Below are 23,375 nucleotides of genomic sequence, written 5' to 3'. Positions count from 1 at the left end.
TGATGTCGTCATTGCGGCCATCATAGCAGCCCATCGCGCCGGCGTACCGCGCGACTGCCGCACGGCGTGGGCGCTGGCGCCATGCTAGAATCGCCGACGCGCCACGCGTGGCCGGAATAACGGGTAGATCCCGGGCAGACAGAAACATGCATATCACTTTATCGACATACCGTTCCCTGGGCGGCGCCTTGCTGGTGGCCGCCAGCATCCTATCCCTGCCAGCCAGCGCCAGTACGGCGGCATCGCCGGCCTCCGGAAAAAAGCTCGCTTCGCTGCTGGCCGGCGGCCCTTTGCCGCGCCTGAGCGAAGAGCCGCAAGTGCGCGCCGCGCTGTTTGATTTTTTCGGCTACGCGCGCGGCAGCTATACGGAAGACGATGAATTGTTGCTGGCGCAAGCGCTCGAAGCCATCAGCGAAAAGCGCGACGCCACGCGCACCATGCTGCCCGACGGCCGCCAGTTGCTGGCCTCGATGAATGACCGCAACCAGGGCCGCGAACGGGGCGCCATGCTGATCGACAAGCGCGGCACCGTCGTCGCCTTTGGCCTCGTCAATGGCCATTGCCGCCTCGGGGGGCAGCCCTTGGCCAAGGTCTGCAATCCCGATCCGAACACGGTACTGACGGTGTTTCACCGCAAGGGCATGCTGGTCGGCGAAGCGGCACCCCTGCTGGCGTGGGCCCGGCAGCTGCCGCCCATGCTGGCGCTGATCGCGGGCGACAAGGACACGGCCGCCGAAGGGCAGAAGATCGCCACTGTCGAATACGTGCTGGCGCGGCCCGCGCTGCCAGGCTGGAACCGCGCCCAGTTGCCGCCCGCGTTTCCGCCGGCGCTGCTGCCGCTGCTGCTGGATAAATCCACGGTGCTGACTTCGGCCGGCGCCGGCGTGTTTGCCTATCCGCTCACCCTGAAGGGCAAAAAACAGAACAATGTGCTGGACCAGGCCGAGGGGCGTCCACCGCGCGACCTGGAAGTGGCGCTGCGCAGCTATGCCAGTTTCGATACGGTGGTCGAGCGCTACCGGCAGATGGCCAAGGGCGCGCGGGTGCAGCGCAACGAACGCACCGCCTATCTCGATGGCGACATGGGGCAGGGCAGCTACCGCGTCTACATCCGTAACACGGGCGATGATGGCGTGATGATCGACGTGGCCTTGTGGCAGCGCAAGCTGTCCGCCGGCCGCTAGCCTGCCGTCATATCTGCGTCAGTAAAAGCGCGCCCGGGCGTAGCCCACCTGCTCAATCCGGGCGCGGATTTCGTCGTCACGCTTTCTTTTTCCCGTCGCCAGGGTCAAGTGGGTCAGTGTCGCCGGCAAGCCATCGGCCAGCAGCGCGTCGATGTCGAGCTGCGTCAGGTGCACGCCCAGGTTGTCGAGCGCCGGCAGGGCAGCGAGGCCAGGCAGGCGCGCCAGCGTCTTGCAGTTGCGCAGTACCAGCCATGCCAGCGCGGGGTTGGACCCCAGGCGCACTTCCTGCAGCTTGATCTGGTCTTCCACCGCCAGGCGCCGCAAGCGCGGGAAGCGGCCGATGTCGCCCAGGTCTTCCAGGCCCCGCACGCGCACCACTTCCAGTTCTTCCAGCAGCGGCGCCGTGACGTGGGCGACCGACGTGCGTCCGCCCAGGATGAAGCGCAGGCGCGCCAGCGCCGGCATGGCGCTGATGAAGTCTACCTCGTCCTTGCTCTTGACCTGCGACAGCGACAGCTGCGCCAGCGCGGGCAGTGCCGTGATGGCGGCGATGTTTTTCACGTGGCCCGTGGTGTGCAGCTGCGCCAGCTGCGGCCAGTGCCGCAGCGGCGCCAGGTCGACGTTGGCCTTGCGCGTCTCGCCCAGGCTCAGGTATTCCAGCGCACGCAGATTCTCCAGCGCCAGGATGTCGTGTTCCTGCATTTCGTAGACGCCCAGCTGCAGCTGCCGCAGCTGCCGCAGGTCGCCCAGGCACTCCAGGTTGATGGCGCTGGTATGGCAATCGAGCGAGAGGTTGGCCACATGCGGCAGCGCGTGCAGGATGGCGGCGTCGAACGGCGAGAAGTGGTAGCCGTAGAAGCGGATTTCCAGCGCCGCGCCGCAGTCCGCCGCCAGCGCATCGAGGTCCGCCAGCAGCGGTGCCGCATCAAAATGTTCGCCGAACTGCACGATGACCTTGCCGTCGGCGGCGATGGCGGCGTGCAGGGCGGCCGCATCGATGCTGGCCGGGTTGTGGATGCGCTGCGGCTGCCGTGTCTGCGTCATCGTCATAGTCCTATCGGATAGTCCACTTTCCTGGGGGGAGGGCAGCCCTCCGGCCCGGGGAAGGTCTGCTTGCCCGTCTCGTCGTAGCGCTTGCCGCACTCGACCAGCACGCGTTTGCGGAAGGTATAGATGCTGGCCACCTTGCCGTTCGGGTGGTAGCAGATATTGTCGCCATCGCGGTCGGCCGACGCGTAGCTGATCATGGTCTCGCCGTTGACCGTGCGCGTGCTGTGGCCGCTGCGCGGCTCCGTGCATTTGAGCTGGCCGCTTTCGTAATACGCGTTGACGACGGAGGTGTCGGCGGCGCGGTCGACCAGCAGTTCGTCCTTGCGCTTGCCATTCGGGTAGTTCGAATAGCCTTCCTGGCGCTGGCCGTACTGGAAGGCGTAGTAGTACTGCGGCTTGCCGTCCGGGTAGTACATGTGGTGGTATTCGCACACGTCGTCGCGCGTGCTGCCGTATTCCTTGAAGGTGCAGCGGTGGATGTCGTTGAGCAGCTGGCCGTCTTCATAGTATTCGCGCAGGTGGGTAAGCAGCCGGCCCTTGTCGACGACGGCCAGGCGTTCGGGCTTGCCGTTCGGGTAGTAGCGCGCGTCCAGGCCCTGCTTCTTGCCATTGTCCCACAGGGTATCGAGGCGCAGGATCTTGCCGCTGTCGTCAAACGCCTGTTCGCGGCCATCGAGCTGGCCATTGCGGTAGGTGGCCGTGTAGACGACGTATTCCTTGCCCGCCGGGCCCAGATAGCGCGTGCGGCTGCCTTCGAGCACGCCCGCCTGGTAATGGTCGCGCTGGCGCAGCGCGCCCTGGGCATCCGTGTCCACCGCCTCGCCCTGTTTTTTGCCTTTCACGAAAGTGACGCTTTGCGTGGCCTTGTCCTTGAGCTTGAGCTTCCACGGCCCGTCGCGCAAGCCTTCGATGAAATTGCCGTCGCCGTCTTCCGTGATCCACGGCCCATGGCGCGAGCCGTCGACGTAGTTGCCGCGCGTTTGCACCTTGCCGCCCATGCGGCGCTCATGCGGGCCATTCAGCTGGCCGCCCGCGTAGGTGTCGAAACCCGTCACTTCCTCCGCATCGGCGTAATTGACGACCGTCCAGCGGCCTTCGCGCTTGCCGGCCCGGTACATGCCGCTCTCGCCCTGTTTGGGATAGTTGAAGTACCACATGCCTTCTTGCAGGCCGTTGACGAAATGCCCCTTTTCAGTGCCTTCGTGCATGCCTTCGCGCACCCACAGGCCCTGGCGCTTGCCCTTCAGGTACTGGCCCCGTTCGACCACCGAGCCGTCATCCCAGGCCAGGCTGTAGATGACCGACGGGCCCTCCGCGCTGCCCGTGAATTGCTTAGGCGCCGTTTCCCACGTCACTTGCCACAAGCGGTAGTTGGGCAGGATGCCCGCGCCCGCGTCGCTGTACAGGGTGTAGCTGGCGGTGAGAAAAAGCGCGCCTTTTTTCTGGAAGGTTTTCTTGTAGGTGATGGCGTCCTTGCCGCCGGCCGCCACAGGCTCGCCGTCATCGTTGTAGTAGCCGACGATGCTGCCCTGCGTGTGATCGATGGCGTCGAAGTCGGCGTTGCCGCTCTTGCCGCGCGCGACGCTGTAGTCCATCGGCGCCAGCTTGGCCAGCGCCGCCTTGACCTGGCCCGCGTTGGGCGCGCTGCTTTGCGCCACGATGCGGTCCAGTGCCGGCTGCAGGCCATCGAGGCGCCGGTACTTGCCGGAACCGCGGTGGTAGCGGTAGGCGCGCAAGCCGTGCTTGCCATCCTGGCGGAACAGCACCAGCATGGTCTGCACGCTGCTGTCCGACTCCTTGTCCAGCGAGGCATAGAAGACGGAGCGGATGACGGCGTTGCCGAACTGGTCGAGCAGGACGGGTTTCGAGGTGTCGCGCTTGCACTCGCAGTAATAGCCATTCACGCCATCTTTTTCCTTCAGGAAGGCGACGTCAAGCCCGCTGTCCTGTGAGGCGCTGATGGCGGGATGGGCAAGGCTCTTGCCTTCGTAAAAGGGCGCGCCGTGGGCCAGCGCGGAGCAGAGCAGCAAGGGCAGAAGCAGACGTTTCATCGTGTGGCTGGCGCCGGGGCGCCGCAATGGAAAGGCCACGATTCTGCCTGCGTTCTTCCTTGTCGGCAAATGTATGCACGTCTATCGTGCGCCCGTGCGCGCCCTGCTCAGGGCTGGTGCGCGGCGCAGAAGTCCAGCAGCAGCTGTTCGCCTTCCGGCCAGGGACCGTAGCCGGCATCGCCATTGATATGGCCGGCGTCGCCGATCATGGTGAAATCGCTGCCCCAGGCGGCGGCAAACGCGCGCGCCCGCGCGAAGCTGACGTAGGGATCATTGCCGCTGGCAACCACCAGGCTCGGAAACGGCAAGGCTTGCATCGGCATCGGTGCAAAGCCCGTCGTGCCGGCGGGGTAGGAGGGGGCATCCACATCGCTGGGGGCGACGAAAAAGGCGCCGGCGATCCTGTGCGGCGAGCCGCTGGCAGCCCAGTGGGCCACCATCACGCAGGCCAGGCTGTGCGCCGCCAGCACGGGTGGACGCGGGCAGGCGGCGATGGCGCGATCGAGTTCGGCCACCCATGCGTCCTTGTCCGGCGTCTGCCATTCCCCGTGATCCACGCGCGACCATTGCGGGTGGCGCGCTTCCCAGTGGGTTTGCCAGTGCTGCGGCCCGGAATTCCACAGGCCGGCCAGGGTCAGGACCAGAGGCGACATCATTTTTTCTCCTTTTATAATGCCTGATAAAATCGTAGCGAGCGGCAACGCATTGTGGCCGAGACGCGCAGCTGTGCGCAAGCACAGTGAGCATCGCAGGCCGCAAGACGCGCCGCGCAGCAGATTTGATCTGGCATTTTCAGAGCTCCGTGCGTAAGGCAAAGAGCTCCGGGAACAATACCACGTCGAGCATCTTGCGCAAGTAGCTCACGCCCGCCGTGCCGCCCGTACCCGTCTTGAAGCCGATGATGCGCTCCACCGTCGTCACGTGGCGGAAGCGCCAGAAGCGGAAGGCCGTCTCCAGGTCCACCAGCTTTTCGGCCAGTTCATACAGGGCCCAGTGCTTCGACGGGTCGCGGTAGACTTCCAGCCAGGCCGCCTTGACGGTGGCATCGGCGGCGGTCGGCAGGGTCCAGTCGGCGTCCAGGCGTTCCGGGGCGATATGCAGACCGCTGCGCGCCAGCAGCTTGATGGATTCATCGTAGACGGATGGCGTGCGCAGGGCCGCGTCCAGCACCTTGTAGGTTTCGGGCGCCGTGGCATGCACGTTGAGCAGGGCCGCGTTCTTGTTCCCCAAAATGAATTCGATTTCGCGGTACTGGTAGGACTGGAAGCCGGACGAGGCGCCCAGGTAGGGGCGGATGGCCGTGTATTCGGGCGGCGTCATGGTGGCCAGCACGTCCCAGGCGTGCACCAGCTGGTCCATGATGCGCGCCACGCGGGCCAGCATCTTGAAAGCGGGCGCCAGGTCGCCGCTTTGCAGGTTGGCGCGCACGGCGTGCATTTCGTGCAGCATCAGCTTCATCCACAGTTCGCTGGTCTGGTGCTGCACGATGAAGAGCATTTCGTTGTGGTTGGGGGAGAGCGGATGCTGGGCCGTCAGGATGCGGTCAAGCGCCAGGTAATTGCCGTAGCTCATCGATTCGCTGAAGTCCATCTGCGCGCCATGCCACTGCGCATCCTGGCTGCCCGCGTGCATGGGGCAGCCGCTGGTGTTTTCCTTGTTCATATTCTTGTCGTCGCTCATGGGGGGATTCAGGTGACGGCATCGCGCTTGGCGGCGATGTCGTAGGCTTGCGTGTCGAGGATGTCGCGCAGGATCTCGACGGCATCCCAGACGTCGGCAAAGCTGGTGTACAGGGGCGTGAAGCCGAAGCGCATGATGGCCGGCTCGCGGTAGTCGCCGATCACGCCGCGCGCGATCAGCGCCTGCATCACGGCATAGCCGTGCGGATGCGTGAAACTGACCTGGCTGCCGCGGCGCGCATGCTCGCGCGGCGTGACGAGGCCCAGCGGATGGCTGGCGCAGCGCTGTTCCACCAGGGCGATGAACAGATCGGTCAGGGCCAGCGACTTGTGGCGGATGGCGTCCATGCTGGTTTGCGCAAAGATCTCCAGGCCGCATTCGACCAGGGCCAGCGAGACTATCGGCTGCGTGCCGCACAGGGCGCGGGCGATGCCGTCGGCCGGCGCGAAGCCCGGCTCCATGGCGAACGGCGCCGCATGGCCCCACCAGCCGGACAGCGGCTGGCGGAAGCGCGCCTGGTGCTTTTCCGGCACCCAGATGAAGGCGGGCGAGCCGGGGCCGCCATTCAGGTATTTGTAGGTGCAGCCGACGGCCAGATCGGCCCCCGCGCCATTCAGGTCCAGCGGCACGGCGCCGGCCGAATGGGCCAGGTCCCACAGCGCCAGCGCGCCTTGTGCGTGGCAATGGCTGCTGATGGCGGCCATGTCGTGCTGGTAGCCGCTGCGGTAATTGACATGCGTGAGCATGGCGACGGCGCAGTCGGCATCGATGGCCTGCGCCAGTTCCGCAGGACTGTCGACCAGGCGCAACTGGTAGCCGCGGTCCAGCCAGGCGGCCAGGCCTTGTGCCATGTACAGGTCGGTGGGGAAGTTGCTGCGTTCGCTGACGATGATGCGCCGCGCGGCGCGTGCCGGATCGCTTGCCTGCATCTGCAGGGCGGCGGCCAGGGCCTTGAACAGGTTGACGGAGGTGGTGTCGGTGATCACCACTTCGCCCGTGGCGGCGCCCAGCAGCGGCGCCAGGCGGTCGCCCAGGCGCTTGGGCAAGTCGAACCAGCCGGCCGTGTTCCAGCTGCGGATCAGGTCCGTGCCCCATTCCGCCGCGATGACGTGCTGGGCGCGGGCCAGCGCCGCTTTCGGCCGCGCGCCAAGCGAGTTGCCGTCGAGGTAAATCACGCCAGCGGGCAAATCGAACTGCAGGCGCAGGGGCGCCAGCGGGTCGTCGAGGTCGCGCGCACTGCAATCGTGTCGAGAAATCATGGTGGCTTTCATGTTGATACTTGTCTGGATGGCATGATATTGTTTGAAGCTTAAAGTATCACGCAAGAGCTGGCAGTGTAACAAATCCCGCCGATAACGCCAGATTTCCAGCACGTAAGGCCTGCGGAAATGGCCTGACTGCGGGGCGTCAACGAAAAAAATCACGATTTTTAAAAATATTTTCAGAAAACCCTAAAGTTCTCGCAAACGCCGCCGTCAATGAATACATGAACGGCGGAAATCGGGCCGGACACCGCAGGCGGAATGTTGAAATATTTTTTAAAAAGCCCCTAAAGTTCCTGTTGAGGCTGCCGTTACATAGGTAGATAGGCTTGATTCAGGTCAAGTTGTTGTAAAAATGTGATATTAAATGCGGGTCAAAAGTCAGTCAAACCTGACGCCTTGCATACCTCCCGAATCCGCGCCGTTACTGGCGTGCGACCATGATCGAGCAGTGTTTGTCAGACAAACACCTACGGTCCTTTCCGCTATTCCCCGACCAAAAATACAGAGCTGCGCCTCTGTTGCGTTTGATGTTGCTCCTGCAGAATGTATCTCACTGGCAACACACAAAGCCAGCTGAATTCAACGGATTGAGGAGATGGAAATGACTGCTAACGATATGATGGCCGAGATTCGCGACGCTAACCTGAGCTACCTGATGCTGGCCCAGCAAATGATTCGTGCAGACAAGGTGACCGCCATCTTCCGTTTGGGCATTGCCGCCGACATCGCTGAACTGATCGAAGGCATGAGCAATGCGCAGATCCTGAAACTGGCTGGCGGCAACATGATGCTGGCCCGCTTCCGCTTCGACGACAGCGCCATCCTGGGCATGCTGACGAACTACAATAAAGACCGCTCGCTGGCCCAGTCGCATGCCGCCATCCTGATGGCAGGCCAGGGCGTCGAAGAAATCGCCTAAGGTTTCCCCTCAAGACGTCCATGGCGGCGTTGCATTGCCTTGCCGTACCTTTGTGCTGGCTTCGGCAGCGCGCCTTGCCCTGAACATTTTGCCGGAAACCTGTAGTCAATATCAGTAAAATGCGGAGCAACTAGCATGGCCAAGAAAAGTGTCGTATCGGAAGCGCAGGAAATCCAGCTGGCCATCGAATTGATACAGCTGGGTGCCCGTTTGCAACTGCTGGAGACGGAAGTCTCGCTGTCGCGCGAACGTCTGCTCAATCTGTACAAGGAATTGAAGGGCGTCTCGCCGCCCAAGGGCATGCTGCCGTTTTCCACCGACTGGTTCCTCACCTGGCAGCCGAATATCCATTCCTCGCTGTTCATCAACATCCATAAATTCCTCATCGACCACGCCGGCGCCACCGGCATCGAGGCGGTGATGAAGGCCTATAAGTTGTACCTGGAACAAATGCCGCCGGAAGCGGGCGAAGAGTCGCTGCTGTCGCTGACCCGCGCCTGGACCCTCGTGCGCTTCTTCAGCAGCAAGATGCTGGACATGGCGCCGTGCGGCAAGTGCGGCGGCAAGTTTGTCGTCAATTGCCTAGACCTCAACGCCGATTATGTCTGCGGCCTGTGCCACATGCCTTCGCGTGCCGGCAAGACCAAGAAGGCGCGCGACGAAGCGGCCGCCGCGGTGCCGGGCGTGGCCGCCTGAGTCACAGCATAGACACAGCATATATATAGAAAGCCGGAGCCGGTCGCCTGACCGCTCCGGCTTTTTCTTGCCGCCATTGCCACGCTTCAATCGATTACACTGGCGTTTTCTTCCATTCACTTGCCCATGCTGCAACAGATCCTGCGCGCGCCCGCGCTCAAGGCTATCCTCATCCAGGTGCTGGCCTTTCCCCTGATGCTGCTGCTGGTGTATGCGCTGGCCCGCGCCGGCGTCGGGCTGTCGCTGCTGGCCGTGGCCTGTGTGCAGGGCGCGCTGGCGGCGCTGATTACCTGGCGGGCTGGGCTGGCGCGCTGGTGGTGCGCCATCGGCCTGCTGTTCGCGCCCGCCTTGCTGGGCGCCAGCCGGCTGGACTTGCCCCCCATCGTCTTCCTGCTGGCTTTTATCTTTCTTCTGAGCTTGTACTGGTCCACCTTCCGCACGCAAGTGCCGTTCTATCCCTCGGGGCCGAAGGTGTGGCAAGCCGTGGCGGAACTGATCGCCGCGCGGCCCGGCGTGCGCGTGGTCGACATCGGCAGCGGTCTGGGCGGCCTGGTGCTGGACCTGGCGCGGCGCCGTCCCGACGGGCAGTTTGACGGCATCGAACTGGCGCCGCTGCCGTGGCTGGTGAGCCGCCTGCGCGCAAAACTGGCAGGCAGCCGTGCGCGTTTCCTGCGCGGCGACTACGAATCACTCGATTTCAGCCAGTACGATGCGGTGTTCGCCTACCTGTCGCCGGCGGCGATGGCGGCCCTGTGGCGCAAGGCGGAAGCGGAAATGTTGCCCGGTAGCATGCTTCTTAGTTACGAATTCAAGATTGCCGCGCGTGCACCCGATAAGACCATTGCCGCCACAGAGCGTGGCCCCTTGCTCTACATATGGTGCTTTTAAGCAATTGTCTGCGTTATTTGCTTGCCCGTAGGGCAATCTCACGTTATTGTAGTTCCACACGGCATTTTCTCAGGATAGTGTTGAAATGCAGGTCGTTTCAATCTACCTTTGGTTACTTTTTTGTCGCTGTTCCCCGCCCGCGGCACAGCCGCAGGCCGCCGGGAACTGCTTAGAGCATGCCGGGCGCGCAAGCCCGGTCTTATTTGGGAGTCAGGGCACTTGTTAGTCATAATCGGATACATCATCGTTTGCGCCTCGGTATTTGGCGGCTTCGCCATGGCGGGCGGCCATCTGGCGGCGCTGTTCCAGCCGCTGGAGCTGCTGATGATCGGCGGCGCCGCCCTGGGCGCTTTCCTTGTTGGTAACAATAACAAGGCCATCAAGGCGACCATCGCCGCCTTGCCCAGCCTGTTCAAGGGTTCGCGCTATACCAAAGAGCTGTACATGGAGCTGATGTCGCTGCTGTTCGAAGTGCTCAGCAAGGTGCGCAAGGAAGGCTTGATGTCGATCGAAGGCGATATCGACAAGCCGGAGGAAAGCCCGCTGTTCTCCAAGTATCCGGCCGTGCTGGCCGACCACCATATCGTCGAGTTCATGACCGACTACCTGCGCCTGATGGTATCGGGGAACATGGATGCGTTCCAGATCGAGAACCTGATGGACAACGAGATCGAGACGCACCATCACGAAGGCGCCGTGCCGGCCCACGTGATCGCCAAGGTGGGCGATGGCTTGCCCGCCTTCGGTATCGTCGCCGCCGTGATGGGCGTGGTGCACACCATGGAATCGGTGGGCATCCCGCCGGCCGAGCTGGGCATGCTGATCGCGCACGCGCTGGTCGGCACCTTCCTCGGCATTCTGCTGGCCTACGGTTTCGTCGGGCCGCTGGCCAGCCTGCTGGAACAGAAGCTGGAAGAGTCTAGCAAGATGTTCCAGTGCGTAAAAGTCACCCTGCTGGCCAGCCTGAACGGCTATGCGCCGGCGCTGGCCGTGGAGTTCGGCCGCAAGGTGCTGTTCTCGACCGAGCGCCCGACGTTCAACGAGCTGGAAGACCACATCAAGAAATCGAAAACGAAGTAAGCAGTGAATACACGCTTGGACATCATGAGTCATTTGCAGCACACGGAAGGGGGACGCCATGGCCGATGAAGGCATGCGCCCGATTATCGTCAAGCGTATCAAGAAGACGGCTGGCGGCCACCATGGCGGGGCGTGGAAAATCGCCTACGCCGACTTTGTCACGGCCATGATGGCCTTCTTCCTGCTGATGTGGCTGCTCGGTTCCACCTCGAAGGGCGACCTGAACGGCATCTCCGAATTCTTCAAGACGCCGCTGAAAGTGGCGATGGCGGGCGGCTCCGGCAGCGGCGAGAGCAATTCCGTGATCCAGGGCGGCGGCCAGGATCTGTCGCGCCAGGATGGCCAGGTGCGCAAGGCGCAGGAAGACCAGCAGCGCAAGTCGTTCGACCTCAATTCGGCCAAGGCCGCGCTGGAACGCGAAGAGGGCCGCCGCCTGCAGGCGCTCAAAGCACGCATCGAAGCGACCATCGACGCCAATCCCCTGCTGAAAAAGTACAAGAACCAGTTGCTGCTCGATATCACCAGCGAAGGCTTGCGCATCCAGATCGTCGACGAGCAGAACCGTCCGATGTTTGCGCTGGCCAACGCCAATCTGCAACCGTACACCAAGGAAATCCTGCATGCCATCGGCTCCGTGCTCAATGAGGTGCCGAACCGCATCGGCCTGTCCGGCCATACGGATTCGACGCCTTACATGAGCGATGCCGGCTACAGCAACTGGGAACTGTCGGCCGACCGCGCAAATGCGTCGCGGCGCGAACTGGTAATCGGCGGCATGATTGAAGACAAGGTCTTGCGCGTGGTGGGGCTCGGTTCGGCCGCGCACCTGGACAAGCTCGACCCGTTCAACCCGATCAACCGGCGCATCAGCATCATCGTCATGAACAAGCGCACGGAAGAAAACGTCCTGCGCGATGGTTCGGCGATGGAGTTGCCGGTGACCGACGCCGCCTCCGCCGCTGTGGCTTCCGGGCTGGTAGCCGGTTCGCCGCCCCCCGCGGCGCCCGTCCCCAGCCCGGCAGCGGCGAAAAAATAACACGCAAGGCCCGTCAACGCGTGGTGTATTGAAACAATGAGACCTTTATGACAAGAAAGAAAATACTTGGCTCGCATGTAAAGCGCCTGCTGTCTGGCGTGTCGGACCATGGCCGCAAGCACTTGACGGAGGTGGAAACCGACCTGGTGCAGACCGGCATCTTGCTGGAAGAGGCGATCGAGAAGCTGTCCTTCAATTTCATGGCGATCCATGCGGCCGTCGCGGCGCAGCAGGACACCATCGCCATGCTGCTCGAAGGCGGCGTGCCGCCGGCGCAGCAGCGGGAAAAACTGCTGGCGTTGCAGGATGAGGTAGGGGGCTATGTGAATGCCGCCATCACCAGCCTGCAGTTCCAGGACATGACCAGCCAGCTGATCGAACGCACCCTGAAGCGCGTGACGGGCTTGCGCGAGTTCCTGGGAACCCTGGGTTCGCATGGTGCGGAAATGCTGCCGGAGAGCGACAACGAAGAGATTGTCGCCTTGCTGGGGCGGGTCAGCATGGCGCTGGCGATTCAAAGCCTGGAGTTGCGCAGCGTGCTGCGCAAGGCTGTCAGTCAACAGCATTTGGAAAGCGGCGACATCGAGCTGTTCTAGCATGAGGATGCGGAACGCTTGCGGTTGCATGGATTGATTAATCAAATATTCGGGCAGGATGCCCGGAACAAGTGGGAGCAAAGATGGCCAAAACGATACTTGCAGTGGACGATTCCAGCTCATTGCGCCAGATGGTGGCGTTCAGCCTGAAAGCCGCCGGTTACCAGGTGGTGGAGGCCGTTGACGGCCAGGATGGACTGGAAAAAGCCAAGCTGCAAACCGTGGACCTGGTGTTGACGGACCAGAACATGCCGCGCATGGACGGCCTGGAGCTGATCAAGCTGCTGCGTGAACTGCCAACCTACCAGAAGGTGCCCATCCTGATGCTGACGACGGAATCGTCGGATGAAATGAAGTCGAAGGGGCGTGCCGCCGGCGCCAATGGCTGGCTGGTGAAACCGTTCGATCCGCAACGCCTGATCGAAGTGGTCAAGAAGGTGATTGGCTGATGCCAGCCGCGCAGCGCAACGATGCACATGACGGAGTCACCCTATGACCATCGATATTAGCCAGTTTTTTCAGGTCTTTTTCGATGAGGCCGAAGAACTGCTGGCTGAAAAAGAACGGCTGCTGCTGGCCGTCGATATTGCGGCGCCCGACGCCGAAGACCTGAATGCCATTTTCCGCACCGCCCATTCGATCAAGGGGGGCGCATCGACGTTCGGCCTCTCCGACATGAGCGAGGTAACGCATATCCTCGAGTCCCTGCTCGACCGCATCCGCCAGGGCCAGATGGCCCTGACGGCGGAACACGTCGACGCCTTTTTGGCGGCCAAGGATATCCTCAAGATGCAGCTCGACGGCCACCGCCTGGGCAGCCCGGTCGACCAGGATGCCGTCGCCGATGTGCGCATGATGCTGCAGTCGTTTTCGCAGGATGTGCCGATGGCGGCGCTCACGCCTGTCGCGCCGGCTTTCCACACGGCGGAAAAGGAAGTCGTCAGCCACGCCGGCGGCCAGCGTTTCCGCCTCGAGCTGCCGCAGATGGAAGAGCGCGAAGTCGAAGCGCTGGCGGCCGAACTGGGCTTGCTGGGCGACGTCGTGGTGTCAAGCTTGGCCGACGCGCGCAAGGTGCTGGAAGTGACGACGCATGAAAGCCTGGACGATATCCTGGCCATCTGCTCCTTCGTGCTCAATCCGGACGACATGGTGATCACGCAGGCGCCGCCTCTGGCGCCAGGCGAAGCCGATGCGGCCCGCGCGGCCCAGGAAAAAGCCCAGGGCTACGGTTTCTTCGACCCGTTGCCGGGTGCGCCAGCGGCCGCGCAGGCGCCGGCGGACCCCGGCTATGGCTTTTTCCAGCCGCTCGAAGACATCCGCGCCGCGGCCGGCGTGCAGAGCGACGCCGAACGCGGCTATGGTTTCTTCCAGCCGTTGGAGCAGATCCGCGCCGACGCGGCCAAGGCCAGTCCCGCCGTTGCGGCGCCGGTCGCTGTCGTGGCTGCCGCCGACGCGGAGCAGGACAAGAAGCCGGCCAAGAAAGAGGGCGACAAGGCAGGTGCCGAATCGTCGTCGATCCGCGTCTCGATCGAGAAAGTCGACCAGCTGATCAACCTGGTGGGCGAGCTGGTGATCACGCAAGCCATGATCGAGCAGCGCGCCGGCGCGCTCGATCCGATGCTGCATGAAAAACTGCTCGACAGCGTCAGCCACCTGACGCGCAATACGCGCGACTTGCAGGAAGCGGTGATGTCGATCCGCATGATGCCGATGGATTTCGTCTTCTCGCGCTTCCCGCGCATGGTGCGCGACCTGGCCACCAAATTGGGCAAGAAGGTCGATTTCATCACCAACGGCGCCGCCACGGAACTCGACAAGGGCCTCATCGAGCGCATCGTCGATCCGCTGACGCACCTGGTGCGCAACAGTATCGACCATGGCGTGGAAATGCCGGCCGCCCGCGTGGCCGCCGGCAAGACGGAAGCGGGCCGCTTGTTCCTGTCGGCCAGCCACCAGGGCGGCAACATCATCATCGAGGTGTCCGATGACGGCGCTGGCCTGAACCGCGAGCGCATCCTGGCCAAGGCCATGCAGCAGGGCCTGGACGTGTCGGACACGATGAGCGACGCCGAAGTATGGCAGCTGATCTTCGCGCCCGGCTTTTCCACCGCCGAAGCCGTCACCGACGTGTCGGGCCGCGGCGTGGGCATGGATGTCGTCAAGCGCAATATCAGCGCCATGGGCGGCGTCGTCGACATCCGCTCGGCCAAGGGTTTTGGCACGACGATTTCCATCTCGCTGCCGCTGACCTTGGCCATCCTGGACGGCATGTCGATCCGCGTGGGCGACGAGGTGTATATTTTACCGCTGGGCTTTGTCATCGAATCGCTGCAGCCGGCCGTTGAAGACATCAAGGACATCGCTGGCCGCGGCCAGGTGGTGAAGGTGCGCGGCGAATACCTGCCACTGATCCCGCTGTACCAGATGTTCGACATCGCGCCGCGCTTTACCAGTCCGTCGGAAGGGATCTGCGTGATCCTCGAGACGGAAGGGCGCAAGGCGGCGCTGTTCGTCGACGACCTGGTGGGCCAGCAGCAAGTCGTGGTGAAAAACCTCGAATCGAATTACCGCAAGGTGGTGGGCATTTCCGGCGCCACCATCCTGGGCGACGGCGGCGTGTCGCTGATTCTCGACGTCGCCGCACTGATCCGCTCCTCCCGCCAGCTGGCGGACGAGTCCATTTTTTCGTAACACCGATAGATCAAGATAGGAAAACACACCATGTCAGATAATCAACAAGCATCCGGCAGCAAACCGGGCGACGGCAAGGATATCGCCGGCCGTGAATTCCTGGCCTTTACCCTGGGCTCCGAAGAATACGGCATCGATATCCTGAAGGTCCAGGAAATCCGCGGCTACGAAGCCGTCACGCGCATCGCCAATGCGCCGGAATTCATCAAGGGCGTGATCAACCTGCGCGGCATCATCATTCCCGTGGTCGACATGCGCATCAAGTTCAACCTGGGCACGCCCGTGTACGACCAGTTCACGGTGGTGATCATCCTGAACATCGGCGGGCGCATTGTCGGCATGGTGGTCGACAGCGTTTCCGACGTCACCACCCTGACGCCGGAGCAGGTGAAGCCGGCGCCGGAAATGGGCACCGCCTTCTCGACCGACTACATGATCGGCCTGGGCACCATCGACGAGCGCATGCTGATCCTGGTCGACATCGACAAGCTGATGTCGAGCAGCGAGATGGGCCTGATCGACAAGCTGGCAGCGTAACGCCGGCGGGCGGCGCCGGGTGCGCCGCCGTTTTGCCACGCAAAGAATCACTACAGATATGCATGTACTGGCGCGGGCATCAGCCTGAGGCGCGCCGGCAGGCTGCAAGGTCCGTCAGAGACCAGGCCATAACACGGCGCCGTCCGGTTGAACGGGCGCCGTTCACATAAATATTGGAGACTGTAATGAGTTTGCGCGATTTTAAGATTGGTACGCGGTTGGGCATTGGTTTTGGCAGCATCCTGGCCATCCTGGTGGTGGTGATCGTGTCGGCGAATGCGCTGAATTACCGCAACAAGGCCGAGTTGCTGACTGGCTTGGCACTGGCAGGAGAAAAGAATACGCAGGCCTCGCTGATGAAAAGCGCCATGCTGGAAACGGGTATTGCCATGCGCAATATCGGCTTGCAGGGCGACGTGGGCCTGATGCAGGTGGAAGAGGGCAAGGTGCGCGAGCACCGCAAGATCTATGACGGCGCGCGCGGCAAGCTGGCCAGCCTGGGCCTGTCCGACAGCGAAAAGGCGCTGCTGGCCAACATCGCCAAGGTCGACGGCGAAGTCGATGCCGCCTTCAAGGAGGCGATGGGGCAGGTGCTGGCGTTTAACAGCGAAGGCGCGGCCAAGGTCATCGCCACGCGCATCGATCCCTTGAACAAGAAGACTCTGGCCGATATCAACAAGCTGCTCGACTTGCAGCACGTGGCGCAGCAAAGTTTCATGGATGGCTCGCTGGCGGCCGATGCGCGCCTGATGCTGGTACTGTTCATCCTGGGCGGCGCGGCGGTGGCGATCGGCGCCTGGTGCGCCATCTTCATCACCCGCTCGATCACGGTGCCGCTGTCCGGCGCCCTGGCCGTGGCGCAGAAAGTGGCGGCGGGGGAACTCACTTCGCGCGTGGTGGTCGAAGGCAAGGATGAAACGAGCGCGCTGCAGCAGGCGCTCAAGGACATGAACGAGAGCCTGGTGAAGACGGTCAGCGACGTGCGCAATGGCACGCAGACGATCACCGTGGCATCGCGCGAGATCGCCAGCGGCAACGCCGACCTGTCGGCGCGCACGGAAACGCAGGCCAGTTCGCTGGAAGAGACGGCATCGTCAATGGAAGAACTGACGTCGACCGTGAAGCAGAACGCGGACAATGCGCGCCAGGCCAACCAGCTGGCCGTGTCGGCGTCGTCGGTGGCGCAGCAGGGCGGCAAGGTGGTGGCGCAAGTGGTCGATACCATGGGTTCCATCAAGGACAGTTCGCGCAAGATCGTCGATATTATCGGTGTCATCGACGGTATCGCCTTCCAGACGAATATCCTGGCCCTGAATGCGGCTGTCGAGGCGGCGCGCGCGGGTGAGCAGGGACGCGGCTTTGCCGTGGTGGCCTCCGAAGTGCGTAATCTTGCACAGCGCTCCGCCGGCGCGGCGAAAGAGATCAAGGGCCTGATCGGCGACTCGGTCGACAAGGTCGACGCCGGCAGCCGTCTGGTGGACGAGGCAGGACAGACCATGGGCCTGATCGTCACATCGATCCGGCAAGTGGCCGATATCATGGGCGAGATCACGGCGGCGACGCAGGAGCAAAGCCATGGCATCGAGGAAGTGAACCAGGCCATCGCGCAGATGGACCAGATGACGCAGCAGAACGCGGCGCTGGTCGAGGAAGCGGCGGCCGCCGCCGAGAGCATGCAGGACCAGGCGCAGAAGCTGGCCGACGCCGTCAGCATCTTCAAGCTTGGCAGCGGGCATCAGCAGGTGCAGGCAGCCATCCCCGCGCAAGTCAAGGCGGTGGCGGCGCGTCCGGCCCTCAAGGCGGCAAGTGGCAAGCGGGTGGCGCAGGCGGTGAAGACCGCCACGCCGCCATCCGCAAAAAAGCTGGCGGCAGCCGGCGGCGACGATTGGGAAGAGTTTTAAGGTATTCCCGGTCCCGCTAGTTATACTGCAAAGGCATTGTTCAGAGTAGTTATGGAGAGGTAAAAACAAATGCCGCAAACTAAAACGGATTCGGTCAAGGAATTTGATTTCACCGGCAAGGACTTCGAGCGGGTCCGCGCCATGATTTACAAGCGGGCCGGCATCGCGCTGGCCGACAGCAAGCAGGAGATGGTCTACAGCCGCCTGGCGCGGCGCCTGCGCGCGACCGGCATTTCCTCGTTCGTCCGCTATCTGGACGACCTGGAAGCGGGCCGCATGGGCGACGAGTGGGAAGCGTTCACGAATGCGCTGACGACCAACCTGACGTCCTTCTTCCGCGAGGCGCACCACTTCCCGCTGCTGGCCGAACATGTGAAGAAACTGAGCGGGCCGATCACCATCTGGTGTTCGGCCAGTTCCACCGGCGAAGAGCCGTATTCGATCGCCATGACGGTGTGCGAGGCGTTCAATACGCTTACGCCGCCGGTGACCATCATCGCCACGGATATCGACACGAACGTGCTGGCCACGGCCGCCAATGGCGTCTACAACCTGGACCGCCTGGACAAGATGCCGGCCGACCGCGCGCGGCGCTTTTTCTTGCGCGGCAAGGGCGACCGCGAGGGGCAGGTCAGGGTGCGCCCGGAACTGCGCCAGATGATCACCTTCAAGCCGCTCAACCTGCTGGCCGACAGCTGGCCGTTGACGGGGCAGTTCGACGTCATCTTCTGCCGCAACGTGATGATTTATTTTGACAAGGCGACCCAGCGCAAGATCCTGTCGCGCTTTGTGCCATTGATGAAACCCGATGCCCTGCTGTTCGCGGGACATTCGGAGAATTTTCTGTACGTGTCGGATTCATTGAAGCTGCGCGGTAAAACAGTCTATGAGCTCGACCAGCCACGGGGCAGCGCACCCAAGGCATCGTCGCATCGTACATGAGAGTGAAATATGAGCCTGGAACCCAAAGAGCAATTTGCCACTAACGTCTATTACGACAGGACGTTCAATTGTGACGCCGCCAAGATCCTGCCTGGTGAGTACTACTTCACCAACAAGGACATGCTGATCGTTACCGTGCTCGGCTCCTGCGTATCGGCCTGCATCCGCGATCGCGTGACTGGCCTGGGCGGCATGAACCATTTCATGCTGCCGGATGGCGGCAGCGATCCGAACAGCCCGATCTCGGCCTCCATGCGCTATGGCACCTACGCCATGGAGATCCTGATCAATGATCTGCTGAAGGCGGGTGCGCGGCGCGAAAACATGGAAGCGAAGGTATTCGGCGGCGGCGCCGTGCTGCGCGGCTTCACGGCGATCAACGTCGGCGAGCGCAATGCTGCCTTCGTCATCAACTACCTGAAGGCGGAAAAAATGCGCGTGGTGGCGGAAGACCTGAACGACATCCACCCCCGAAAAGTGTATTTTTTCCCCCGCAGCGGCAAGGTGCTGGTGAAAAAGCTGATGCAGACGCATAACGATACGCTGGTCCGCCGCGAACTCGATTACGCCAGCCGCCTCAAGGTGGCGCCGGTCGGCGGCGAGGTCGAGCTGTTCTGATAACGCCAGACCAAAGCTGCTGCGCGTCGCGCTGTGCGGCTTGCGGCGGTTTGTCCGGTGTACTAATTTAATAAAGAATAAGGGCCGCAAGGCCTGGAAGGAAAACTATGAAGATCAAGGTATTGATCGTGGATGACTCGGCGCTGATCCGCAGCGTCATGACGGAGATCGTGAATAGCCAGCCCGACATGGAAGTGGTGGGCGCGGCGCCCGACCCGCTGGTGGCGCGCGAGATGATCAAGCAGACCAATCCCGACGTGCTGACCCTGGACGTCGAGATGCCGAAGATGGATGGCCTCGATTTCCTGGAAAAGCTGATGCGTTTGCGCCCGATGCCGGTGCTGATGGTGTCGTCGCTGACGGAGCGCGGTTCGGAAATCACCATGCGCGCGCTGGAACTGGGCGCCGTCGATTTCGTCACCAAGCCGAAAATTTCGATCCAGAGCGGCATGCGCGAATACACGGACATGATCGCCGACAAAATCCGCGCCGCCTCGAAAGCACGCATCCGCGCGCGCACCCTGCCGTCGGCCGGCGACAAGACGGCCGCGCCGCTGCCTGCCTTGCGCAGCCCGCTGACGTCGAGCGAAAAGCTGATCATCGTGGGTGCCTCGACGGGCGGCACGGAAGCGATCCGCGAATTCCTCATGCAGATGCCGTCCGATTGTCCCGGCATCCTGATCACGCAGCACATGCCCGAAGGGTTTACCCGTTCGTTCGCGCGCCGCCTTGATTCGCTGTGCAAGATATCGGTGCAGGAAGCGGCGGGCGGTGAACGCGTGCTGCCGGGACACGCCTACATCGCGCCCGGCCATTCGCACCTGACGCTGACGCGCAGCGGCGCCAACTACATGACCAAGATCGACCAGGGCGAACCGGTGAACCGCCACCGCCCGTCCGTCGACGTGCTGTTCCGCTCGGCCGCGCAATCGGCCGGCAAGAATGCCGTCGGCGTGATCCTTACCGGCATGGGCAAGGATGGCGCGCAGGGCATGCTGGAGATGAAGGCCGCAGGAGCGTATAATTTCGCCCAGGATGAAGCCAGTTGCGTGGTGTTTGGCATGCCGCGCGAGGCGATTGCCATCGGTGCTGCACATGAGGTCGGCGCCCTGACGGCGCTGCCCGGCATGGTGCTGGGCCATCTGGCGGCACATGGCATGCGTGCTTTGCGCGTGTAAGCCACGTTTTATATGATCTGAGGCAAGTTTGTTCGCCTAAAAGCAACGAAAATGCTATCCTACAACTTGCTGCCGTAGTGTCGACCATAATGTCGGCATTCATGTCGATATTATTAACAAACCGCTACAGAAACAACGGAGTTATTCATGGCTGATCCAAAGATGAAATTTTTAGTCGTTGACGATTTTTCGACGATGCGCCGCATTGTCCGGAATCTGTTGAAGGAACTGGGTTATGCCAACGTCGACGAGGCGGAAGACGGCGTCATGGGCCTGGCCAAGCTGCGCGCGGAATCCTACGATTTCGTTGTCTCGGACTGGAACATGCCGAACATGGATGGCCTGACGATGCTGCAGCATATCCGCGCCGATCCGGCACTGGCCAAGCTGCCCGTGCTGATGGTGACGGCTGAAGCGAAAAAGGAAAACATCATCGCCGCCGCGCAAGCGGGCGCCAGCGGTTATGTGGTCAAGCCGTTCACGGCCGCGACCCTGGATGAAAAGCTGAACAAGATTTTCGAGAAGCTGGAAAAAGCCGGCGCTTGATCCGGGTCTGACCGTTATCAGGAAAAACGCTGCCAGTGCGAACTGGCAGCGTTTTTTTTCGTCAGCTTGCGTCTTGCTTACACCAGGCCGCCATTTGCGCGCAGAGTCTGGCCATTCACCCACCGCCCATCCGGTCCTGCCAGAAAAGCCACGGCGGCGGCGATGTCGTCCGGCGTGCCCAGGCGTTCCAGCGGCGCCATCTTGCTCATGCGTTCGATGGTTTCTTGCGTCTTGCCGTTCAGGAATAGCGCCGTGGCCGTGGGGCCGGGGGCCACGGCGTTGACGGTGATGTGCTTGCCGCGCAATTCCTTGGCGAAGATATTCGTCATTGTCTCGATGGCCGCCTTGGTGGCACCGTAGACGGCGTAGCCGGGCAGGGCCAGGCCGATCACGCTGGTCGAGAAATTGACCACGCTGCCGCCGTGGCGCAGGCGCGCCGCCGCCTGGCGCATGGTGTTGAAGCTGCCCTTGACGTTGATGGAGAACAGGCTGTCGAAGGTGGCGTCGTCCGTGTCGGCCAGGGTGGGCAGCGTGGGCGGCATGATGCCCGCATTATTGACCAGCACGTCGACGCCGCCGAAGGCTGCCACGGCCGCATCGAACAGCGCTTGCACCTCGGCCGCATCGGCCACGTTGGCTTGCACGGCGATGGCTTGCCCGCCATCGGCGGCGATGGCGGCAACCAGCTGCTCCGCCGCCACCTTGCCGCTGGCGTAATTGACGACGACCTGCATGCCGTCGCGTGCCAGGCGGCGGGCGATGGCCGCGCCTATGCCGCGCGACGCGCCCGTGACGATGGCAACCTTGGCGTGGGTGGATGCGGTGTGCATGGTGCTTCTCCTGTGTGGTGGGAGGCCCGGGATACGAGCCAGTAGCGCCATTGTGGTCTTTATTTTCGGATGGATAAAGATGGTGTATCTGGCTTCAGTGTGCAATTTATGTTAATAATCATTGTTGCGCTGCCTGATGCAGACCCGGCAATATGATGCCGACTGCAAGATTGCGCAAAGGAATAAAATATTTCCCAAAGTTAACTTTACACGTCAAATAATTTGGCCCATGATCGCTGCAGTATTTCCCCTTTGTCCCCGCCCCCGACAAGAAGGAGCGCAGCATGCGCCGAGCACCCGTATTATTTTTTGCCCTGAGCACGGCCTTGCTGGCCGCTTGCGGCGTGAGCCTTGAACAAGCCGCCGTCGCGCCGGTTGCGCCGGTTGCGTCTGTTGCATCAGTCGGCAATGAAGCGCCGCCGTCCGATGCCCAGGAAGCCGCCGTGCCGCCGGCCAACGACGGTGAAGGCGATGGCAGGCATGCCTATCTGCACCGCGTGGGTGGCCACGACTATGTCAGCCTGAGCCAGAGCGGCCCGCAGGGCGGCTTGCCCATCCTGACGGGGATGCGGCGCCACGCGCGCGCCATCCGCCTGCTGGCTGCCGATCCGGCGCAGGCACGCGCCATGCTGCGCAGCCTGAGGTTGCCCGCGCACCAGCGCAAGCTGTGGGGTGGCCAGGAAATCGTGCTCGATGCGGCCAGCTATGACATGCTGCAGGCGGCGCGTGGCAGGGGCAAGGCGTTGTACGCCGAGCTCAGGCTGGTAGGGCTGGAAAAGTAGCGCACATAAGAGAACGGGGCCGTATGGCCCCGTCGTGGTGATGCTGAAAAGACCCTGTCAAATCTCCAGGTTGTCGATCAGGCGCGTCTGTCCCAGCTTGGCGGCGGCCAGCACCACCAGCGGTTCACCGGCGGCCAGCTCTGCCGCGTTCGGCGCTTGCAGGTTGGCGCGCTTGCGCACGGCGATGTAGTCCGATTTCCAGCCGCGGCCGTCCAGCAGCCGCATGGCCGCCTGTTCCAGTTCTTCCACGGCCAGGTTGCCCTTGCGTACTTCCTCGGCGACGAAATTAAGGCCCTTGAACAGTTCCGGCGCTTCCGCGCGTTCACTTTCAGACAGGTACATATTGCGCGACGACAAGGCCAGGCCATCGTCTGCACGGTACGTCTCGGCGGCGATGATTTCCGTCGGCAGCGCGAACTGGCGCGCCATGTTGCGGATGATCATCAGCTGCTGGTAATCCTTCTTGCCGAACACGGCCACGCGTGGGCCCACGCACGAAAACAGCTTGGTGACGACGGTGCACACGCCTTCGAAGAAGCCCGGGCGGAATTCGCCTTCCAGCGTATTGCCCAGGTCATCGGGCGGGCGCACGCGGTATTCCTGCGGTTCCGGATACAGTTCCTTTTCCGTCGGCGCGAACAGCACGTACACGCCTTCCTTTTCCAGCTTGGCGATATCGGCGGCCATGGTGCGCGGATATTTTTCAAAGTCTTCGTTCGGGCCGAATTGCAGGCGGTTGACGAAGATCGAGGCGACGACGGGGTCGCCATGCTTGCGTGCCAGGCGCATCAGCGACAGATGGCCTTCATGCAGGTTGCCCATGGTGGGGACAAATGCCGTGCGCAGCTGTCCGCTGAGCTGGTCGCGCAATTCTTCGATGTCGGAAATAATTTTCATGGATTGCT

At 62.6% G+C, this 23,375-nt stretch carries 23 protein-coding genes; 16 read left to right on the top strand and 7 right to left on the bottom strand.

Annotated features, from left to right (window positions below):
- Nucleotides 1-146 precede the first annotated feature (146 nt).
- A complete protein-coding gene (locus ACQ4WR_RS22250) occupies nucleotides 147-1,184 on the top strand; it encodes a hypothetical protein (protein WP_436489964.1) in 1,038 nt (345 codons plus the stop codon).
- Between the two features lie 18 nt (nucleotides 1,185-1,202).
- Here the strand turns inward: ACQ4WR_RS22250 and ACQ4WR_RS22245 are convergent, their stop codons facing one another.
- The 5 genes from ACQ4WR_RS22245 to kynU form a co-directional block, all read right to left on the bottom strand.
- On the bottom strand, nucleotides 1,203-2,228 hold the full coding sequence (locus tag ACQ4WR_RS22245; RefSeq protein WP_436489963.1) for a leucine-rich repeat domain-containing protein: 1,026 nt from the start codon (nucleotides 2,226-2,228) through the stop codon (nucleotides 1,203-1,205).
- 2 nt (nucleotides 2,229-2,230) lie between these two features.
- Nucleotides 2,231-4,285, bottom strand: coding sequence for a toxin-antitoxin system YwqK family antitoxin (locus ACQ4WR_RS22240; RefSeq protein ID WP_436489961.1), 2,055 nt, complete (start codon nucleotides 4,283-4,285; stop codon nucleotides 2,231-2,233).
- 107 nt (nucleotides 4,286-4,392) lie between these two features.
- Nucleotides 4,393-4,941: an RBBP9/YdeN family alpha/beta hydrolase gene (locus tag ACQ4WR_RS22235; RefSeq protein WP_308410578.1), complete on the bottom strand. Its 549-nt coding sequence runs from the start codon at nucleotides 4,939-4,941 to the stop codon at nucleotides 4,393-4,395.
- 136 nt (nucleotides 4,942-5,077) lie between these two features.
- Nucleotides 5,078-5,965: a tryptophan 2,3-dioxygenase gene (gene kynA, locus ACQ4WR_RS22230; RefSeq protein ID WP_436489959.1), complete on the bottom strand. Its 888-nt coding sequence runs from the start codon at nucleotides 5,963-5,965 to the stop codon at nucleotides 5,078-5,080.
- An 8-nt stretch (nucleotides 5,966-5,973) separates the two neighbouring features.
- Nucleotides 5,974-7,224, bottom strand: a complete 1,251-nt coding sequence (gene kynU, locus ACQ4WR_RS22225; protein WP_436489957.1) for a kynureninase — start codon at nucleotides 7,222-7,224, stop codon at nucleotides 5,974-5,976.
- Between the two features lie 607 nt (nucleotides 7,225-7,831).
- Here kynU and flhD point away from each other — a divergent pair.
- The 14 genes from flhD (at nucleotide 7,832) to cheY (ending at nucleotide 20,858) form a co-directional block, all read left to right on the top strand.
- Nucleotides 7,832-8,149, top strand: coding sequence for a flagellar transcriptional regulator FlhD (gene flhD / locus ACQ4WR_RS22220; protein WP_010396649.1), 318 nt, complete (start codon nucleotides 7,832-7,834; stop codon nucleotides 8,147-8,149).
- A 135-nt stretch (nucleotides 8,150-8,284) separates the two neighbouring features.
- Nucleotides 8,285-8,845 (top strand): flagellar transcriptional regulator FlhC, encoded by a 561-nt coding sequence (gene flhC, locus ACQ4WR_RS22215; RefSeq protein WP_436489954.1) that lies wholly within the window; start codon nucleotides 8,285-8,287, stop codon nucleotides 8,843-8,845.
- A gap of 126 nt (nucleotides 8,846-8,971) precedes the next feature.
- Nucleotides 8,972-9,733, top strand: coding sequence for a class I SAM-dependent methyltransferase (locus ACQ4WR_RS22210; protein ID WP_436489953.1), 762 nt, complete (start codon nucleotides 8,972-8,974; stop codon nucleotides 9,731-9,733).
- Nucleotides 9,734-9,952: 219 nt separating this feature from the next.
- Nucleotides 9,953-10,813: a flagellar motor stator protein MotA gene (gene motA / locus ACQ4WR_RS22205; RefSeq protein ID WP_034758373.1), complete on the top strand. Its 861-nt coding sequence runs from the start codon at nucleotides 9,953-9,955 to the stop codon at nucleotides 10,811-10,813.
- Between the two features lie 58 nt (nucleotides 10,814-10,871).
- Nucleotides 10,872-11,849, top strand: coding sequence for a flagellar motor protein MotB (motB, locus tag ACQ4WR_RS22200; protein ID WP_102293949.1), 978 nt, complete (start codon nucleotides 10,872-10,874; stop codon nucleotides 11,847-11,849).
- Nucleotides 11,850-11,896: 47 nt separating this feature from the next.
- Nucleotides 11,897-12,445: a chemotaxis protein gene (locus ACQ4WR_RS22195; RefSeq protein ID WP_102293948.1), complete on the top strand. Its 549-nt coding sequence runs from the start codon at nucleotides 11,897-11,899 to the stop codon at nucleotides 12,443-12,445.
- 83 nt (nucleotides 12,446-12,528) lie between these two features.
- Nucleotides 12,529-12,894 carry a response regulator gene (locus ACQ4WR_RS22190; RefSeq protein ID WP_034758362.1) on the top strand — a complete coding sequence of 122 codons (366 nt, stop codon included), beginning with the start codon at nucleotides 12,529-12,531 and terminating at the stop codon, nucleotides 12,892-12,894.
- 43 nt (nucleotides 12,895-12,937) lie between these two features.
- Nucleotides 12,938-15,136 carry a chemotaxis protein CheA gene (gene cheA / locus ACQ4WR_RS22185; RefSeq protein ID WP_436489951.1) on the top strand — a complete coding sequence of 733 codons (2,199 nt, stop codon included), beginning with the start codon at nucleotides 12,938-12,940 and terminating at the stop codon, nucleotides 15,134-15,136.
- A 30-nt stretch (nucleotides 15,137-15,166) separates the two neighbouring features.
- Nucleotides 15,167-15,673, top strand: coding sequence for a chemotaxis protein CheW (locus ACQ4WR_RS22180; protein WP_102293946.1), 507 nt, complete (start codon nucleotides 15,167-15,169; stop codon nucleotides 15,671-15,673).
- A gap of 185 nt (nucleotides 15,674-15,858) precedes the next feature.
- The gene (locus ACQ4WR_RS22175; protein WP_436489949.1) at nucleotides 15,859-17,574 is read left to right on the top strand and encodes a methyl-accepting chemotaxis protein; all 1,716 of its coding nucleotides are present in this window, start codon (nucleotides 15,859-15,861) and stop codon (nucleotides 17,572-17,574) included.
- Nucleotides 17,575-17,643: 69 nt separating this feature from the next.
- Nucleotides 17,644-18,516, top strand: coding sequence for a CheR family methyltransferase (locus ACQ4WR_RS22170; RefSeq protein ID WP_102293944.1), 873 nt, complete (start codon nucleotides 17,644-17,646; stop codon nucleotides 18,514-18,516).
- Nucleotides 18,517-18,525: 9 nt separating this feature from the next.
- Nucleotides 18,526-19,134 (top strand): chemoreceptor glutamine deamidase CheD, encoded by a 609-nt coding sequence (gene cheD / locus ACQ4WR_RS22165; protein ID WP_102293943.1) that lies wholly within the window; start codon nucleotides 18,526-18,528, stop codon nucleotides 19,132-19,134.
- 107 nt (nucleotides 19,135-19,241) lie between these two features.
- A complete protein-coding gene (locus ACQ4WR_RS22160; protein WP_102293942.1) occupies nucleotides 19,242-20,312 on the top strand; it encodes a protein-glutamate methylesterase/protein-glutamine glutaminase in 1,071 nt (356 codons plus the stop codon).
- 147 nt (nucleotides 20,313-20,459) lie between these two features.
- Complete coding sequence (gene cheY, locus ACQ4WR_RS22155) at nucleotides 20,460-20,858, top strand: chemotaxis response regulator CheY (RefSeq protein ID WP_010396677.1); 399 nt, start codon at nucleotides 20,460-20,462, stop codon at nucleotides 20,856-20,858.
- 77 nt (nucleotides 20,859-20,935) lie between these two features.
- On the opposite strand, the gene ACQ4WR_RS22150 is transcribed toward cheY, so the two are convergent.
- Nucleotides 20,936-21,688 (bottom strand): SDR family oxidoreductase, encoded by a 753-nt coding sequence (locus tag ACQ4WR_RS22150; RefSeq protein WP_436489944.1) that lies wholly within the window; start codon nucleotides 21,686-21,688, stop codon nucleotides 20,936-20,938.
- Between the two features lie 284 nt (nucleotides 21,689-21,972).
- On the opposite strand from ACQ4WR_RS22150, the gene ACQ4WR_RS22145 reads away from it, so the two are divergent.
- Nucleotides 21,973-22,470, top strand: coding sequence for a hypothetical protein (locus tag ACQ4WR_RS22145; protein ID WP_102293940.1), 498 nt, complete (start codon nucleotides 21,973-21,975; stop codon nucleotides 22,468-22,470).
- 57 nt (nucleotides 22,471-22,527) lie between these two features.
- Here the strand turns inward: ACQ4WR_RS22145 and panC are convergent, their stop codons facing one another.
- Nucleotides 22,528-23,367 carry a pantoate--beta-alanine ligase gene (panC, locus tag ACQ4WR_RS22140; RefSeq protein WP_102293939.1) on the bottom strand — a complete coding sequence of 280 codons (840 nt, stop codon included), beginning with the start codon at nucleotides 23,365-23,367 and terminating at the stop codon, nucleotides 22,528-22,530.
- Between the last annotated feature and the right edge of the window lie 8 nt (nucleotides 23,368-23,375).

Origin of the sequence: Janthinobacterium amylolyticum, from assembly GCF_051380655.1 — a bacterium.
In the GTDB taxonomy this organism is placed as follows: Bacteria; Pseudomonadota; Gammaproteobacteria; order Burkholderiales; family Burkholderiaceae_D; genus Janthinobacterium.
Note: the sequence above shows the minus strand (reverse complement) of the source record. Positions and strands in the feature narration are given on the sequence as shown.

Excerpts from the sequence above, each read along its gene's own strand:
- ACQ4WR_RS22250 (WP_436489964.1), top strand. The coding sequence starts at position 147 with ATGCATATCACTTTATCGACATACCGTTCCCTGGGCGGCGCCTTGCTG.
- ACQ4WR_RS22245 (WP_436489963.1), bottom strand. The coding sequence starts at position 2,228 with ATGACGCAGACACGGCAGCCGCAGCGCATCCACAACCCGGCCAGCATC.
- ACQ4WR_RS22240 (WP_436489961.1), bottom strand. The coding sequence starts at position 4,285 with ATGAAACGTCTGCTTCTGCCCTTGCTGCTCTGCTCCGCGCTGGCCCAC.
- ACQ4WR_RS22235 (WP_308410578.1), bottom strand. The coding sequence starts at position 4,941 with ATGATGTCGCCTCTGGTCCTGACCCTGGCCGGCCTGTGGAATTCCGGG.
- kynA (WP_436489959.1), bottom strand. The coding sequence starts at position 5,965 with ATGAGCGACGACAAGAATATGAACAAGGAAAACACCAGCGGCTGCCCC.
- kynU (WP_436489957.1), bottom strand. The coding sequence starts at position 7,224 with ATGATTTCTCGACACGATTGCAGTGCGCGCGACCTCGACGACCCGCTG.
- flhD (WP_010396649.1), top strand. The coding sequence starts at position 7,832 with ATGACTGCTAACGATATGATGGCCGAGATTCGCGACGCTAACCTGAGC.
- flhC (WP_436489954.1), top strand. The coding sequence starts at position 8,285 with ATGGCCAAGAAAAGTGTCGTATCGGAAGCGCAGGAAATCCAGCTGGCC.
- ACQ4WR_RS22210 (WP_436489953.1), top strand. The coding sequence starts at position 8,972 with ATGCTGCAACAGATCCTGCGCGCGCCCGCGCTCAAGGCTATCCTCATC.
- motB (WP_102293949.1), top strand. The coding sequence starts at position 10,872 with ATGGCCGATGAAGGCATGCGCCCGATTATCGTCAAGCGTATCAAGAAG.
- ACQ4WR_RS22195 (WP_102293948.1), top strand. The coding sequence starts at position 11,897 with ATGACAAGAAAGAAAATACTTGGCTCGCATGTAAAGCGCCTGCTGTCT.
- ACQ4WR_RS22190 (WP_034758362.1), top strand. The coding sequence starts at position 12,529 with ATGGCCAAAACGATACTTGCAGTGGACGATTCCAGCTCATTGCGCCAG.
- cheA (WP_436489951.1), top strand. The coding sequence starts at position 12,938 with ATGACCATCGATATTAGCCAGTTTTTTCAGGTCTTTTTCGATGAGGCC.
- ACQ4WR_RS22180 (WP_102293946.1), top strand. The coding sequence starts at position 15,167 with ATGTCAGATAATCAACAAGCATCCGGCAGCAAACCGGGCGACGGCAAG.
- ACQ4WR_RS22175 (WP_436489949.1), top strand. The coding sequence starts at position 15,859 with ATGAGTTTGCGCGATTTTAAGATTGGTACGCGGTTGGGCATTGGTTTT.
- ACQ4WR_RS22170 (WP_102293944.1), top strand. The coding sequence starts at position 17,644 with ATGCCGCAAACTAAAACGGATTCGGTCAAGGAATTTGATTTCACCGGC.
- cheD (WP_102293943.1), top strand. The coding sequence starts at position 18,526 with ATGAGCCTGGAACCCAAAGAGCAATTTGCCACTAACGTCTATTACGAC.
- ACQ4WR_RS22160 (WP_102293942.1), top strand. The coding sequence starts at position 19,242 with ATGAAGATCAAGGTATTGATCGTGGATGACTCGGCGCTGATCCGCAGC.
- cheY (WP_010396677.1), top strand. The coding sequence starts at position 20,460 with ATGGCTGATCCAAAGATGAAATTTTTAGTCGTTGACGATTTTTCGACG.
- ACQ4WR_RS22150 (WP_436489944.1), bottom strand. The coding sequence starts at position 21,688 with ATGCACACCGCATCCACCCACGCCAAGGTTGCCATCGTCACGGGCGCG.
- ACQ4WR_RS22145 (WP_102293940.1), top strand. The coding sequence starts at position 21,973 with ATGCGCCGAGCACCCGTATTATTTTTTGCCCTGAGCACGGCCTTGCTG.
- panC (WP_102293939.1), bottom strand. The coding sequence starts at position 23,367 with ATGAAAATTATTTCCGACATCGAAGAATTGCGCGACCAGCTCAGCGGA.